The 15,799-nt window shown below is 48.6% G+C and carries 14 protein-coding genes; 4 read left to right on the top strand and 10 right to left on the bottom strand.

What is annotated here, in order from left to right; translation table 11 throughout:
- The first annotated feature begins 89 nt into the window (after positions 1-89).
- The 3 genes from G8768_RS16615 (at position 90) to G8768_RS16605 (ending at position 4,076) form a co-directional block, all read left to right on the top strand.
- Entirely contained in the window at positions 90-1,646 is a 1,557-nt protein-coding gene (locus G8768_RS16615; protein ID WP_243749595.1) for a sigma-54-dependent transcriptional regulator, read from the top strand.
- 164 nt (positions 1,647-1,810) lie between these two features.
- On the top strand, positions 1,811-3,073 hold the full coding sequence (locus tag G8768_RS16610; RefSeq protein WP_166843879.1) for an oligosaccharide flippase family protein: 1,263 nt from the start codon (positions 1,811-1,813) through the stop codon (positions 3,071-3,073).
- Complete coding sequence (locus tag G8768_RS16605) at positions 3,060-4,076, top strand: glycosyltransferase family 2 protein (protein WP_166843881.1); 1,017 nt, start codon at positions 3,060-3,062, stop codon at positions 4,074-4,076. Before G8768_RS16610 ends, G8768_RS16605 begins: the two co-directional genes overlap by 14 nt.
- Positions 4,077-4,139: 63 nt before the next feature.
- Here G8768_RS16605 and G8768_RS16600 read toward each other — a convergent pair whose 3' ends face one another.
- The 7 genes from G8768_RS16600 to G8768_RS16570 all read right to left on the bottom strand — a co-directional run bounded on the left by G8768_RS16600 (position 4,140) and on the right by G8768_RS16570 (position 11,986).
- A complete protein-coding gene (locus tag G8768_RS16600; RefSeq protein WP_166843886.1) occupies positions 4,140-5,216 on the bottom strand; it encodes a glycosyltransferase family 2 protein in 1,077 nt (358 codons plus the stop codon).
- On the bottom strand, positions 5,201-6,370 hold the full coding sequence (locus G8768_RS16595; RefSeq protein ID WP_166843890.1) for a polysaccharide pyruvyl transferase family protein: 1,170 nt from the start codon (positions 6,368-6,370) through the stop codon (positions 5,201-5,203). Before G8768_RS16595 ends, G8768_RS16600 begins: the two co-directional genes overlap by 16 nt.
- A gap of 104 nt (positions 6,371-6,474) precedes the next feature.
- Entirely contained in the window at positions 6,475-7,806 is a 1,332-nt protein-coding gene (locus G8768_RS16590) for an O-antigen ligase family protein (RefSeq protein ID WP_166843894.1), read from the bottom strand.
- Positions 7,761-9,131 (bottom strand): GumC domain-containing protein, encoded by a 1,371-nt coding sequence (locus G8768_RS16585; RefSeq protein ID WP_166843898.1) that lies wholly within the window; start codon positions 9,129-9,131, stop codon positions 7,761-7,763. Before G8768_RS16585 ends, G8768_RS16590 begins: the two co-directional genes overlap by 46 nt.
- Positions 9,132-9,151: 20 nt before the next feature.
- Positions 9,152-10,336 (bottom strand): polysaccharide biosynthesis/export family protein, encoded by a 1,185-nt coding sequence (locus G8768_RS16580; protein WP_166843901.1) that lies wholly within the window; start codon positions 10,334-10,336, stop codon positions 9,152-9,154.
- Positions 10,337-10,518: 182 nt separating this feature from the next.
- A complete protein-coding gene (locus G8768_RS16575; protein ID WP_166843905.1) occupies positions 10,519-11,445 on the bottom strand; it encodes a sensor histidine kinase in 927 nt (308 codons plus the stop codon).
- Positions 11,438-11,986, bottom strand: coding sequence for a heme NO-binding domain-containing protein (locus G8768_RS16570; protein WP_166843908.1), 549 nt, complete (start codon positions 11,984-11,986; stop codon positions 11,438-11,440). Before G8768_RS16570 ends, G8768_RS16575 begins: the two co-directional genes overlap by 8 nt.
- Positions 11,987-12,108: 122 nt before the next feature.
- Between G8768_RS16570 and nosR the strand changes: the two genes are divergently transcribed.
- On the top strand, positions 12,109-13,452 hold the full coding sequence (gene nosR / locus G8768_RS16565) for a response regulator c-di-GMP phosphodiesterase, NosR family (RefSeq protein WP_166843911.1): 1,344 nt from the start codon (positions 12,109-12,111) through the stop codon (positions 13,450-13,452).
- 15 nt (positions 13,453-13,467) lie between these two features.
- Here nosR and G8768_RS16560 read toward each other — a convergent pair whose 3' ends face one another.
- The 3 genes from G8768_RS16560 to G8768_RS16550 form a co-directional block, all read right to left on the bottom strand.
- A complete protein-coding gene (locus tag G8768_RS16560) occupies positions 13,468-14,436 on the bottom strand; it encodes a sensor domain-containing diguanylate cyclase (RefSeq protein WP_166843914.1) in 969 nt (322 codons plus the stop codon).
- Between the two features lie 308 nt (positions 14,437-14,744).
- Entirely contained in the window at positions 14,745-14,960 is a 216-nt protein-coding gene (locus G8768_RS16555) for a hypothetical protein (RefSeq protein ID WP_166843918.1), read from the bottom strand.
- Between the two features lie 43 nt (positions 14,961-15,003).
- Complete coding sequence (locus G8768_RS16550) at positions 15,004-15,798, bottom strand: aldolase/citrate lyase family protein (protein ID WP_166843920.1); 795 nt, start codon at positions 15,796-15,798, stop codon at positions 15,004-15,006.
- Position 15,799 lies beyond the last annotated feature (1 nt).

Here is a 15,799-nt window from a genome sequence, read left to right as displayed (position 1 = left end):
ATGAACAAGAAAGGAAAATTGAAAAGCGACAAAGCTGCGATAGGGCTTGTACTTCCCAAGGCGAAATTCAGCCTTTTGGACTAAACTGAATGCGCCAGCAACGAGTTTTTACGGCCGAAGGTATGGAACCCAATACAATTGCACGACGCAGACCCTACACCATCTTGTTTGTCGATGACGAACAAGCCATTTTGAACGCCATCGAGCGTCTGACTTTTGATAGCGATGCAAATTGCCTGTTCTACGAATCACCACTGAAAGCACTCGAAAAACTGCGTAAAGACCCGGTAGATATCATTGTCTCCGATCTGAATATGCCCGAAATGAGTGGTGTTGACCTCCTGGCCCAAGTGGCCAGCGAATATCCCGAGACCATACGCCTTGCCATGAGTGGTATGAACGAGAAGGAAACGGTACTGGAGGCCATTAATCAGGGGCGAATTTGGGGCTATATCACCAAGCCCTGGGACAATGAAGAGTTGCTTGGCAGTCTGGAGCAGGCGATTTATCTGCGCAGCCTTATCCTTGAACGTTTGATGCTGCAACGCAGTGTGAGTCAGTTAAGTTGCTTGAACCATGAGGGTTTTGAAAATTTTGTGGGTGACAGTCTGGCCATGCAATGCGTTTACCAGATTATCAGCCGCGCTGCGCCCAGTGATGCCAGCGTGTTTATTACAGGCGAGAGCGGCACTGGCAAAGAGCTTGTCGCTGAAGCACTGCACCAGCGCAGTCGTCGCTCAGAAAAACCTCTTGTTACCTTGAATTGCGCGGCGATTCCCAGCGAATTGCTGGAGTCGGAGATATTCGGGCATGTTAAGGGGGCCTTCTCAGGCGCTGTAAAAGACCGTGAGGGCCTGGCCAGTATGGCCGATGGTGGAAGTTTGTTTCTGGACGAAATCAGTGAAATGGACATTGGATTGCAGTCCAAGCTGCTGCGTTTCATTCAAACCGGCAGTTTTTCCAAAGTGGGCTCCAGCACGATGGAAACCGTGGATATACGCTTTATCAGCGCCTGCAACCGCGACCCAATGAAGGCCATCGAGGAAGGGCAATTACGGGAAGATTTGTATTATCGCCTGAATGTGATTTCTGTGGATATGCCACCTCTTCGAGACCGGGAGTGGGATGCCCTGTTACTCGCTAATAACTTCTTGCAGAGCTATGCCTCTAAGGAAGACAAGCTGGTGGTGGCCTTTGATGAACAAAGCGAGGCGCTCATAGGCAATTACCACTGGCCAGGAAATGTTCGCCAATTGGAAAATGCGGTCAACAGCGCGGTGATTTTGTGCAGCGAGCAACTGATTTCAGCGGCTGACCTCAATAACACTTTGAAATTACCTCCTGAAGAGCTTGAATCATTGACGCGCCGTTCTATGGGAGCGAAGCCACCAGTAGCTGCAGTGGCAGCTATTCCACCCCATTCCCCGGCAAACATTGATGCTCATATCGATGGGAATGGCGCTGAAACGGCGGTTTTGAATCCAAGCAGAACCCGCACTGATGTGCCAAAACCCCTCAGCGAGGTAGAGCGGGAAGCCGTAGAGCAGGCATTGGCACACTGCGACCAGAACGTTGCCCGGGCCGCGGCTCTGCTGGAGGTAAGCCCCTCAACCCTGTATCGCAAGTTGCAGCAGTGGAGTGATTAAGGGGAGTTTGCCTCTCTGGGCTTTCTGTTCTGCCTCGCAAATTGCGAATAGTCTTACTGCTGTTGTTAGATAGAGCTTTAATATTGCTAATAAAAACAATGGCTTAGTGTAATTTTTCTCGCTTGGCCCGGATATTGAAAGTCTCCATGAAAAGGAGACTGGATATGGACTCGCAAACCCTCAGCTCGAAACGACGTTTTGTGCACAATTTGGCCTCACTGCTGGGCGGTGAGGGTGCGCATCGTGTCAGTCGTCTGCTTAGCATTATGCTGATTGCTCGGGCATTGGGCGTTGAAGAGTACGGCACCATGGTCTTTGTGGGGCTGTGCCATGAGACTTTTCGCAGTCTCTCTCGACTGGCGGGTGGTTCGCTTATTATTCAGTGTCGAGATGATGACCTGAAATGGATGTGTGAGAATGCCGGGGCGCTCAATTGGGGCCTTGCGCTGGTTACCGTCATTCTGCAATGCACGCTTGCCGAATTGATTGCGGTGTATTTTGAGCAGCCATCAGTTGCCTTTCTCTTGCAAGTTCTCAGTATCAGTCATCTCCTGTATCCGCTGGTTATGGTGCGCGTTAATCTTCTGCATCGACATCAGGCGCTCAAAAAATTTGCCTTACTCAGCACCCTTTGCGTCGTTGTGGAAGACCTGAGTTGTGCACTGGTCGCGATTTATACTGAAAACGCCTGGTGTGTGGTGGTAGCCAAAATCAGTTCAGCGCTACTGTGGTGCGTTTTGTTTTATCGATACACCGAGCACGACTATCCCGTTAAATTCGACATCAGCCATTCGCTACGCTTGCTGAAAACATCCAGTCGGGTTTTTGTGTCAGAAATTTGCAAGCAACTTCGCAGCAGTTGCGATGTTTTTATTGCCGCGCGAGTCCTGGGGCCCGAAGCGTTCGGCTTGTACAGCTTCGCGAGAAACGCCGCCATCGGTATCGCACAATCACTGGGCAATGCCTATATTCATGCTTTGTATCCCCACCTTACAAAACTGGTTCAAGCTCGGCAAGCTGGCAAAGGCTTGCTAAATGCTTACGGTTTTGCCTTGTTGATCTCAAGCCTGTTTTTTATTCAATCATTGGCTGCTGAATTTTATGTGCCGCTGCTCTTTGGAGAAAAATGGCAAGCGGCCAGCACCCTCGTGGCCTTGTTGTGCTTTGCAAGTGTTGCAATCTTGCTGCTTGATACCAGTTTGCTATTTCAGCGTTGTCTATCCCGTTTTACGAGAGAGCTGATCATACAGGCATCGGTGTTGATCGGCTTGTGCGCGAGTTTGTTGTACAGCGATGTGCGCACTGCCGATGAGTTTGCCAGAACGTTTGTGCTCAGCCTGGCGTTTTTGAGCATTATGGTTATGAGTAGCAGTGCCATTTCATTATTGACATTAAGACACCTGGGAGGTCGTTATGAATATGAATAGCCCACCGATTTTTTCGGTTGTTGTGCCTATGTACAATGTTGAAAAGTATATAGATGAGTGTATTCAATCCATTCTCGATCAGACGTATGAGCGTTTTGAGATTATTTGTGTAGATGATGGCTGCACTGACAAGACAGTGCACAAGGTCAAAGCCTATGAAGACAGTCGCATTCGCCTTATTCAGCAGGAAAATGGCGGCCTGTCTGCCGCTCGCAACACGGGCATACGTTATAGTCGAGGGTTGTATATTGCGTTTCTCGATTCGGATGATTTTTGGCATCCAGACAAACTGCAAGCTCACTTCGATCATTTTGAAGAAAACGCCAATCTTGGTTTGAGTTATACAGCTTCACTCTTTGTGGATGAAGAAAGCCGAGAGATGGGCATTGGGCAACATCCCAAGGTAAAACAGATTACGGCTCGCGATATTTTCTGCCGAAACCCGGTCGGTAATGGTTCTGCGCCCGTACTGCGTCGTGCAGCCCTTAACCAGATCGCATTTTTCGATGCTGGTGATCAGGGTAAGGACCGGCTGTATTATTTCGATGAAAACCTGCGTCAGTCCGAAGATGTCGATTGCTGGTTGCGTTTGGCTTTAAGCACACAGTGGGCAATTGAAGGTATCGATCGTGCACTGTGTTACTACCGTGTGAACAGTGAAGGTTTATCTTGCAATCTGGAAAAGCAACTTAGCAGCTGGGAACGAGCCATCAGCAAGCATCGTGTTCGTTTTAAAAGCTTTTACGAAAAGCACTACAGCCTGGCTAAGGCCTATCAGCTACGCTATCTTGCTCGCCGGGCTGTAATGAATAAGCAAAGTTCTGCTGCCCTGGGGTACGTAAGTCGTTCTTTGTACTGTAATATCTCGGTGCTTTTCCAGGAGCCCGGTCGAACCGCAATGACCATTGCGGGCGCATTTTTAACTTTGTTTCCAGGGTTTATCTATCGTGCCGTTCGCGATCTGGCTTTTGCCAGCTTAGCCAAACCCAAACAGAGTGGATAACAGCCAAGCATTAAAAAAGGGGCTTTAGCCCCTTTTTTTAATGCCTCATGATACTCCATGGCGTCAATATTGTTCTTGTTGATTCAGTGTCTCACGCCAGCGACGGCGGTAACGAAGCTCAGACAGGCGTTTTTGATTTGAGCCAGTTTTTGTTGCAGAAAACGTTGAAGACAACAGGGCATTGCAGTACTGGGCCATCGCGATTGCTTTGCCTTTACACCATACCGCACTGGCCCAAATAAGATAACAGGCGGTCTTGCTGTCGTTCATCCGGCGGAAGGCCTTGCTTAGCAACCTGAGAGCGACCTGGGCATTGCCCGACTGAATGTTTAAGCGGGCGAGCTGACGCAAATGGGTGACACTACAGGCGATTAATTCTTCACGTAACAAAGAGTCCGCGGGCAAGCGTTCAGCCAGTTCGCAAAGCTGCAGGCTATAAGCGCATTCCGATTGTTCGGGTTGGCTGTCACAAGCTCGATCCGCAACCTCGATACGATACAAGCTCAACTGCAAAGGCGAATAAGCGATTTGCGAACAGAGGGCGGCACGTTGCCACAGTTCCTGGTCTTCTCCCATTCTCTGGCCTACCGGAAAGCCCTGAAGCTTTTGCAGAAGCGTTTTGGCAATGCAAACGCTTGAGGAATTAAAGGGCAGGTCTCCTCGGGCTACCATGGCAAAATAATTACGCGAGTGTGCTACGAAGCGATAGCGGGCCTGCTTGAATTCCTTGTCGGCCAACTCATATTGGTAAGCTGTTGCCAGCACCGGACAGGCGCGGCTTTCCTTGTGTAATTTCTCGATTTGCTCGAGGTATTGGGGCAACCAGGCGTCGTCAGCGTCCAGAAAGGCAATGTAGTTACCTCGGGCAACGGCTATCCCGTGGTTTCTGGCGGCTGACACGCCCTGGTTGTTCTGGCGAATAATACGAATGCGATTCCACTCAAATGGGCGTTCTGCGGCTTGCTGTTCAGCGATATGACGCTCAACACAGTCGACAGATCCATCACTGGAACCGTCATCGATTATCACAATCTCGTCTGCAGCGCGGCTTTGTTGAATCACCGATTCCAATGTGCCGACGATGGTGTGTGCCTTGTTGTACAGAGGGATCACAACGGTAATGTTTAATGTTGTAAACATAGGGCTTCCTCCATTGAGAATTGATCGAGACAAAAATTTTTCAGCGATTTTTGCAGGGCTCGCGAGTGAGTGAGACCAGGTTTGGCAAAACCTTCAGACAAACCATCCAGCAGCACTTTTTGCAGTTTCATTTCATTGATGGCGAAGGCATCGAAGCGGTGGTTCTCCGGCAAGGCAATTTGATCGTTCCAGCCATCGCATTTCGAATGGTAGGAAAGGGTAAGGGTTGGTGTGCTCGCCAAATAGCCAAACACAGCTGCGTGTAAGCGCATGGCAATAACGGCGCGCATGCGTTTAAATTTTTCAATAATCGCTACCGGGTTGCTCTGGTAGTGATAATAGATGACGGGCACTTTACTCGGGATCAGCTGTTTTAATTGCTTGTGAACGGCGCTGTCGCCAAGGCTTTTGTGACCGTTAAAATCGAACAGGTAAATGGGCTCGCCGGTCAGGGCGTGAACCAGAGCCAGGCTTCTAGCCAGAGCTTTGAGACGATGGGTTTCAGCCGCAAAATCACCTTTAAAACGTTCTACCGGGCACAGAGCAACGGCGATGCCTCGACGTTTGTTTGTCGATTCTTCGGGGTTTTGCGATACCGTGGAAACCGGATGCAAAGCACTTGGCATGGCTTTCAAACTGGGAATGCTCAATAACATGGGGGCCAGATCGAATGTCAATTCGGTGTGAGCATTGGGTGCAAGCTCTTTGGCTACGCGATAGCTGTGCTTGTCCCTCAAGCCAATAAAATCGCAGCGCTCAAGAAACTTTTTACACTCACGTTCAGCGGCGGCATTTTTGAACGGTCCCAGGCCAACGCCGAGTGCCAGGGACATGCCCTGGTTTAAGCTGCACAGATGTCGCATGTGTCGGATATCCCGCGCGCAATGCAAGACACTGCCGCCGCCGAAAATCAGGTGATCGTTCTTCCAGGCAGCGCCGTATTGATGCAAGCGATTTTGTCCGCGAAAAAGCTGCTTTTCACGAATCAGTCTATCGATATGTCCCAGGACTGGCAGCTTGAATGTGGAAGGGGAGTTTACCGTAAAGTCTTCGGTATGCAGGTAGTGTCGGGCTCCCCAGGCGGCGGCCAATAAGAGCGCGTTGTCTCCGGCATTGTGCATTCCGTAGTAACCGTATAAAAATGCCTTACTCATAAAACACCTCCAGATTCCGTATTTCAAGGCAGATGTTGCAAGCCATATACCAACTGTTCGAGTTTTGTAGGTTATTGATTTTATTAGACTATTATTTGATTTGATCAGGCGGAATGAGAGTGAGTATGCTTACTTCGCAAATTGCGAACGGCTTGGTTTTCAACTGTTGTAATTTGCGACAAAAACTCCCTTCTGGGATTCAAACTGGCGCCAATCCAGAGGAGGGCAGGCCAGATGAGGTAGGCCAGAATCTCCAGATTTTCCGTAAAGCTGTAGACACAGAGAATAACCACCAAAGCAAAACCGGTAGCGATATCCGGGTGCGCATTGGCTCGCCAGAACAGATACAGCAGGCTCAGTATCAGGGGGGTGGCAAAGGCGAGCAGGCCAACGAGACCTTTTACATAGAGCAAACCGTACCAACTGTGGTGTGAACCAATGGGCATGAATTCCACGCTTTTGGGGCCGGCAATGACAATGCCATGGCCGAACAGATAGGCATCGGACTCCCAACTTTGCAGTGCGATTTGCGCCAGCTCGGCACGCACTCGAGTGGAGTCCGGACGTGAATTTTTAATGTTGTCCATGGTGGTATTGAGAATTTCGAAAATCTCAACAGAGAAAAGAATAAACACTGGGACTAAGGCACCCATAAGGACATATATCCACCGTTGCGCCGTAAGGCGCGCAAAAAAATACACGGGAAAAATCAGCAATAGTAACAACCAGGCCACTCGTGACTGACAAAGAATAATCATCAGCGTGCAGGAGGCAATTCCGATGCTCCTTATGATCAGATTGTGCTCTCGTGCGCATATCATTAGCAACAGGCTCGCCACCAATCCGGCTGCAGGTGCCCAGGGCGCATAAAAGAACCAGCGTGGCCATCCGGTTTCGGGGTTGATGCCATAAAGTCGCACATCGAAGAATTCTGGGCCACCACCGCCCATAAATTGCAGGGGGGAGATAAACAAACTCTGTGGCAAAGACAGAGCGTAAGCAACTATTGAAATGAACGCATAGGCCGCACCCATGCTCGCTACCCAGCAGCACGCTCGGCTGATACGGGATAGATTCAAAGGAAGAATGGAACCGAGAAAAATAAACAGAGCAAACAGAGCCCATCCTTTCGCCCAACCAAAACTCGATTTAATGGTTTTGCCCGCGCCAAGCTCCCAATCAATGTGGGCATACCATAAGCATAGAAGCATGATCGCCATGGCAAAAATCCAGAGCAGGGAAAGCGGTGAAGTTCGGTAGAACACTACGTTACCTTCGATAAGACTGCGCAAAAGCACCAGGCCCAGTAAAAGCCAGGCGATCATCGATCCCAGTACATACAGTAAACCTCCGAGATAAGCCGGCCAGGTCGCCAACAGAGCGAGAACGATTACTCTTTCTTCAATAAGAAGCGGATGATGGCTTGTCGTTGCCATATAACCAGCCCTCCCGTATTGAGTAGTAACAGACCGACGATAACCGCGAGAACTGCAATTAGCGGATTGGGGCTGATGGGGTTGATCGCGGCAGTGGGTGCGGCGAGCAATTGAACAATGGGGTACGAGGCATAAATATCCGTTTGATTCAGTTCAAGCCGTGCTGCTGCAGAATTGTAGACCGCCTCTGCACGTTGTTGATCGCGCTGCAAACGTTCCAGTTCCGAGGCTTCACGGGTTAGCAGGCGCAGTTCGTCCTCCAGACGGAGTTGCGCCAGTTCCAACTGGGAAAGCTCGGCATTTAAACCTTCCAGTTCTGCATTATCCTGCAGAAGTTTGGCAAACAAGGTGGCCAATTGCTGGCTGGAACCCAGGTTCGTGTTCTGCAATATCTCAGCGGAATAATCACCGGCGATTTCTTCACTGCGCTTGCGAATATTGGCGCGAGCCGTGGTGTAACGCTGTTGCACCGAACGCATTTTAGGGTGGTTTTTTCCGAACTTTGCGCGATGCTCATTATATTCAACCGATACAATAGACAGCTCTTCGAGATACACATTAAAACGGATGTCAGACTGTAAATTTAGGGCTCTCGCGGCTAAAAACGGAGAAATGCCCAGATCTTTGCTTAAACGATCCACTTCAAATTGCATACGTTTTGCCTGAGCCTGAAGGTTGGTTTTTTTTGCTCGAACCTCCGCCAGCAAACTCATTTGCTCATCCATCATTTTTTTGTCGACCAGCATGGCTTGTTGCTGGAAGTTCAGCAGCATCTGGCGACTTTCATTCAGAGAGCGCAATTGTTGGGAGAGAGCCTTGCGAGTACTTGCCTGGCGACGATCCAGTTCATCTTCGCGCAATTCAGACAAGCGCTCCTGCAAGGCTGAAAAATACGCCCAGGATAATTCCTGACTATGGTCCGCCAGTGTTGAGCGTATGGATATTTCGATAATGGAAGTCTGTTGCACCAATTTTACTTTAGGTGCAGGTGGCAGCGTTGCCAGATTAAGTTGATGCTTTACTTTGTTGGCAACATCCGCGCTTTGCAAAATGGACTTGTAGTTTGCACGTGGATTGAACTGCTGGCTGAAAGGTGATGTGGAGTTTGAACTCACCTGGCCAACATTTTCCAGCTTGACATTACTGCTGCCGGATTTCCCGGGAAGCAGTACCGACATCTCACTTTCAAATACCGGTGCTTTCAACATATACAGACCGGCCAGTGCGATAGGCAAGATGTTTAACAGTAGAAAATACAGCAGCGTCAAAGAGCGCTTATGGCTCTTTGATGCAGACTTCTTGTGCTGTTTCTTTCTACGGTTCATGGCTAACTCGTTTCTTGTGGTTATAGCAATTTAATCGGAGACAAAATATCCAGGAGCGATCGAGCTAATGAGCGCGCATTACTGATGTCGGAGTCGTAACAGGCGATGGCATCATTAGGCATCAAATAGGGGTTCAGAATGTCGCGATCCGGGTGGCGCAGCAATTCTTCAATTGAGCGCTCTACGACCTGGGTTTTCCCCGTAAAGGGATTACGTGTAGCCAAAATAATTCGGCGCGAGGCATTACTTAAACTGGCTCCACCCATGCAGTTTGCTGACGCTGCTGCATGCAGAAGACGAGAACCGTAGGGCAGATTGCTGCTGTAGCGACCAACCGCGGCATTGGAGTTGTTTGAGGCCGTTTCACTTAAATTGGAAAGAAATACCCGCATACCCTTGGGTGTGATCATGCTGGGGCGAATCAAATATTCCTGCATGCAGCCGGTGCTGGGAACCCAAACCTTATCGCCGGCCAACAAGGGAATATCTTCATAGGAATGGCCGCTGACAATACCGGCAACATTGACGCTGTAGGTCCAGCCGCCGCGTTTCAGTTGAACATTGCTCAAGTCGGCATCCGGGCGTACCCCGGACGCTGCTCGCAGGGCTTCGGACAAATAACGCAGCGGTGCATAGTCGCCGCGGGCCAGCAGCTCACTTTCAGTAATGCTGTCTTTGGTTTTTGTGTTAATGCGCACGCGCCCGGGGGCGAACACTGAACCTTGGACGGTGATGTCAATCGCGGCCCACTGCAGAACGCGGACATCCAGCATCAAAGCATGGGCTTTGTAAATGCCTTGCTTGATCAGGGCCAGTTCCAGTTTTTGGGCCAGTTGCTGGGTGCTTTGGCCTGCGGCAAGCACCGGGGGCAGCATCGCCAAATGAAGATGGCCGTCGTCAGCAATAATGAAGTGTCCCGACAGCGCTTTGTCGATTCCAATATCGATTTCCAGTAAATCACCTGGCCCCAGTACCGGGGATAAGGGCAGGGGACGTGCGCTGAGGCTTTTGCTGCTGTGTTGACGGGCCGTACATTGGGGCTCCGGGCCAAATTCACCGTTGGGAATATCAACCTGGCTGCCGTACAGGAAGGCACGTTGGTCTTTGGTATCGCTGTTGTCCGGTAAACCCAGGCCATGGTGCTGGGTGCAGCCATTCATCAAAACGAGCAAAATCGCTGTTGTTAATGTTCTGTTGAAAATCATATCAGCGCTCCAGGCAACGGTTTATCGAACCTTCCATGCCTGAAATTTGGCAAGTTCTATGCCATAGCCAGAGTTTCTTTATAAGTTATTGTTTATATTGATAATTTTATGCGGACAAACGGTAAGTTGCAGAAGGAGAGGCGCCGAATTCGCATTTTGCAACGTAAAAAAGGGCCCTGAAATCAATCCTGAGAGGGTGTTTCCCGTTCGATTGGGAGGCTGATATGGAATTCGGTACCTTTCCCAATCTCGCTATTCACTTCGACGGTGCCATCCAGGCTTTCAATGATTCCGTAAGACACGGAAAGCCCCAAACCGGTACCTTTGCCCACCTCTTTGGAGGTATAGAACGGCGTAAAGATTTTATCGAGATTTTTCTCCGGAATACCTTTACCGTTGTCTTTGACCTTAAAGTGAATATGCTCGCCTTCAACATAGCTGCGCACAGTGATTAAGCCGTTTTCCTTGATAGCATCGGCGGCATTGACAAGCAAATTGATAAACACCTGGCTGAGTTCATTCAGGTTACACATGATGTGCGGCAGGTCCGCCAGATCGGTTTTAACCTCGCAATGGTATTTCACCTTGTTATTGGTGATACGTATTGCCGATAGCACCGCCTCATTAGCGTCGGCCATATTGAATTCTTTCGACTTGGAGCGAGCAAAGGACTTCAAATCGGCGACGATGGTTTGAACCCGGTCCACGCCTTCTTTCAGTTCCTTGAAAATTGCCTCGGAATCGCCGGCGATAAACTTGAGCTTCTCCATGCGGGCGTGATTAATATCGACACTCTGAACACCGGAGTTGTCGGGCAGATGCTGTTGATAGAAATGAAAATAACGTTCCAGTGTGCCGATATTACTCTTGATGAAGGCGAGGGGGTTGTTGATCTCATGGGCAACACCAGCGGAGAGCGTACCGAGAGCAACGAGCTTTTCGGTTTTCACCATTTCTTTCTGCTGGCGTCTTAACTGGGCATTGGCGGCTTCCAGTTTTTGATTGGCTTCGTAGATATCACGTGCTTTTGTCTCCAGCAGTGATTCGGCTTGCTGTCTTGCTTGGCGTTCTCGAGCGAGGGTTTTCTTATAGAGTTCTATTTCATCCATTACCTATGATAACCCTTAACTCACAATGGTCCGAACCCTCGTGCATGCACACGGGATGTTCAAGTGTCATATCGGTTTTGAAGTGTTCAGCAGCAGCCTCGATCAAACCGACTGAGAGATGACACAGCTTTCTGGGCGAACGATAAAACATCACCAGTTCATTCGGATTATCTTTACTGTATTTAAAATCCGGGGTTGAGGCATTTGGGTAGAGTTTATTCACTTCTATATGGATAACGGAATCCACAGAGACCAGAAAATCGAATAAATTGTCATGATCGCTTATAAACTGTGGATAGTTTTTGCCGAAGAATTGCCAAAGATGATGACCAAAAAGACGTATGAGTTCAGGAGCAGGGACGCCGAGTAATTCCGACGCAGCAACCACCAGGCTGACGAGTTCCTCATCGGCATATTGAGCCGTAGCGACGTAAACCCCGCCAGAGGGTGGCTGGGCCTTATCAAGGATATTTTGCCAGGTTGCCAAACCGTGATTTTCTTCGACCATTTCGGCCAAATTGGTGAATACTACTCCCTTCATAGCACAGCCTCCGTGTTGCGACGTTTTAAGTGTATGTCGAATACGCTAAATAGCAAACGAGATGGCGAAGTTTTGTATTCGGTTTATACTAAGGTCATGAAATCCAAAGAGAATTTCGAGGCATGGATACCGAAAAAGACAATTTAGGCGCAGCGGCAGAGATTTCGCTGCCAGCAATTCAAATTATGATTGTCGATGATGAAGAATCGATTCTGAACAGCTTGCAAAGATTGCTGTTTGATATGGATTGTGACATTCGTACATCCACCTGTGCCCACAAAGCTCTGGAGATGCTCACCGAACAGGCGGCCGATATTGTGATCTCGGATATGCGAATGCCAGGCATGGACGGTGCCGAATTTCTCAGCGAGGTTGCCCAAAAATGGCCGGATTCCGAACGTATCCTTCTTACCGGCTATTCGGATCTTGAATCGACCATTGGTGCGATCAATAAAGGGAAAATTAATTTCTATATGGAAAAACCCTGGGATGATGACCGCTTGCGGCGCATTATCAGTAAGGGCATAGAAATTACCCACAACCGATATCGAACCGGAATTCTTGAGCGCACTGTTCTTGAGCAGAATGAGCAACTGAAAGCACTGAACGATGATTTGGAAGCTAAGGTTCAAGCCCGCAGTAAGGCGCTGATAGAAAGCAATGAAAAACTGCAGATCTCCGTCAAGAAAGTCAGGCAGAACTATCAACAGACCACCCAGCTGTTTTCCAGTTTGATTGAACAGAGAATGGGGCCAAGCCTAATGAGTAAGCAGAGCTTGATGCTGCTGCTTAAAAAGATGGCTGAGAAGTCTGATCTCGACGATATCGAAACCAAATCCCTTATTTATGCCGGTATCTTCAGAAACCTTGGAAAAATCGGTTTTCCTGACGCCTTGATTAAAACACCTTATCTGGAATTGAGTGTACAGCAACAGCGAGAGTTTCAGACCCATATCAGTGTTGCAGAAAGTATGATGAGCAGCATGCCGCCATTACGAGGGGCAGCCAAAATTCTTTCCCAAAGAGAAGAGCATTTGGATGGCAGTGGATATCCGCAAGGAATCAATGCCAGTGAAATCACTACCGCGTCCAAAATTCTCTGTGCCGTTTCCGATATGATGCTGTATTGCCAGGGTTTGATCGTGCCGAATGAACTGGCTATTAATGAATCGTTGGAAAAACTCAAAGAGTTATCGGGCCAGTATTATGATCCGGTGGTGGTGGAGCACCTCTGTTCATTGGAAAGTGAGCTGGGTGTGTTACTTAGACAGGCGGCTGATAAATTCCTCAGTCTTGAGGAAGTGGAGGTCGGAATGGTGCTTCATCGGGATCTGATTGCCGCCAATGGATCAATCTTGTTGGCCGAAGGTTATGAGCTGGACCGTGAAATGATTTCCCGTTTGCGAAAACTGGAAAGGCAATTGCGTGAAACCTTCAAGGTCTATGTGAAAGAAGATTCAGCTTAACAGAGATTGTGCAGCTCATTCTGCTCCCGGGTAAAAACAAAATTGCTCAAACTTACTGCGCTTGGCGAAGTACATGGCTTCGTCAGCTTGGCGTACCAGCTCACTCAAGTTTTTAGCCTGCAGGCTTGAGGCGATACCAATGCTGACCTGGCAGCCCTTTAAATCTTTTTGACGGCTTTCTTTAATGAGCCGATCTACAAGTTTGCTGGCAGCGTGCTTTTCGCCGCTCATATAAAGTACGAACTCATCACCGCCGATTCTGGCAAGTAAATCTGACTCTCGGCATTCGTGTTTCAACAGTTTGGCAAAACGACACAAGACGCGATCACCTTCCTGGTGACCATGTTGGTCGTTTACATTTTTGAAATCATTGAGATCGATAAACAACATCATGGATTGCTGCTTTTCACGTTTGAGCTTAGACCACATCGTTTCACCGAACTCGTAAAAAGCTTTGCGGTTATAGACACTGGTTAAATAGTCGTGGGTGGCTTGGTGGGCGATGATTTCCTGGTGTTTTTTCATTTGGGTGATGTCTTTGCTGATGCCGATAAGGCCAACGACATTACCGGCATCATCGAATACCGGATTTTTCGTGGTGCAAACCCAGCAAAGCTCACCCTTGTCATTGTAATAGGGTTCTTCGTGTTGCCCGAGGGTCTTTCCTTTCTTGATTACATCTTCTTCGTGCTCGAAATACACTTTAGCGTGTTCTTCCGGGAAGATATCAAAATCGTCTTTGCCAACGAGTTCTTTCCAACTGTCGTGACCGGTCAGTCGTGCGAAGGCGTCGCTGGTAAACATAAATTTATGCTGAGCGTCTTTTATATAAATAAAGACGTCGGTAATTTTTAGAAGGGCTTCAAGCACATTTTTATATCGGAGAGCCTGATATAAAACGTTTTCCAAATCGCTATTATTCTGGTCTATGTCAATCTTGGCATCGTTGCCAAACCCAATAGACCAGTCTTGAAGCTTAGTCATGCAAGCCTCTTACTCATCCAACAGTATCAGAGATTCACTTTAGTTATCCGCATTTAAGAATACAAGGAATAAATAGCTCTAGTACTAAATGCAGATAAAATTAGTACTTTTTGTTTAGGCTGGCTTGTTCTTATTTCGAATAGTCAGAATGTTCTAAAGCACTATTCAGTTTTGATTTGATGGCAAACCTGATCTGCTTAAAATTTAACCAGGTTCGGTATAAGTCAGTATGAGCTACTAACTAATAGAGAAGACATAAGGCGTAATCAAAAAACTTTTGAAATCTACAAGGGCGGAAAAGAAAACCCTTAGGCGCTCTGAAACCCGGTAACCTGTTCTTTGAGCACCAAAACTCCCAGCGATAAAAACTCAATGCGGTAGTTCTGTCGGCAAATGGCGCATTGATAGAAATGCACATTTTTATCAATGGCAACGGGGCTCAGGTTACTCAACAGCAAATCCAGCTCGTCCTTGTGCTGAGGTTCAAAGCAGTAAGGGTAGTTCTTGCAGTTACATGAATACATAGGAGATCGTAAATTGGCCGCAGTTGTATCCGAAGGCTTTCGCTTAGTATCCTGCCGTAGAACCGTTATCCTGGCCGCAAAACTCTTTTGCCAAACCGCGAACGGATTGGGCAAGTAACGCCGCGTCGACGCCTACACCAATAAAGTCGACACCGAGAGTTTGATAGTGCCGGGCCATGTCCTGGGACACGGACAATAAACCGCAGGCTTTCTCCGAATTCTTGATTTTTTGAATAGCCATTTCGATGGCCTCTTGAACGTCGGGGTGATTGGGTTGGCCGATATAGCCAAGTGACGCAGATAAATCCGATGGGCCGATAAAAACCCCGTCAATGCCGTCTACCATTAACAGATCATCGAGGTTTTCCAGGCCCTTTCGGGTTTCCACCTGAATAATCAAGCACGCGTTTTCATTGGCGCGCTGAGCGTAATCAGCAATGCCATTCCACTTCGCGGCCCTTGCCATTGAGGTGCCCAAGCCACGTACCCCCTGGGGTGGGTAACGCATTGCTTCTACTAACGTCCGGGCTTGTTCAATGTTTTCAACCATGGGAATCAGCAGGGTTTGGCAGCCGAGGTCTAACAGTTGTTTAATGTTGCTGGTCGTGCCTTCGGCGGGCCTGACGAGTGCGGAACTGTTGTAGGGCGCTATCGCCTGCAAGTGTTGCTGAATATTCTGAAGGGAATAGGGGGCGTGTTCCGCGTCGATCAGCAGCCAGTCAAAACCTGCGGTTGCCGATATTTCTGCGCAAATCGGATCGGGTAAACCAAGCCATAAACCGAATTGGCACTCGCCACTGTTCAGGCGGCTCTTGAATGTATTTTCTTGCAGCTGCATG

This window comes from Pseudoteredinibacter isoporae, assembly GCF_011602085.1.
In the GTDB taxonomy this organism is placed as follows: domain Bacteria; phylum Pseudomonadota; class Gammaproteobacteria; order Pseudomonadales; family Cellvibrionaceae; genus Pseudoteredinibacter; species Pseudoteredinibacter isoporae.
Note: the sequence above shows the minus strand (reverse complement) of the source record. Positions and strands in the feature narration are given on the sequence as shown.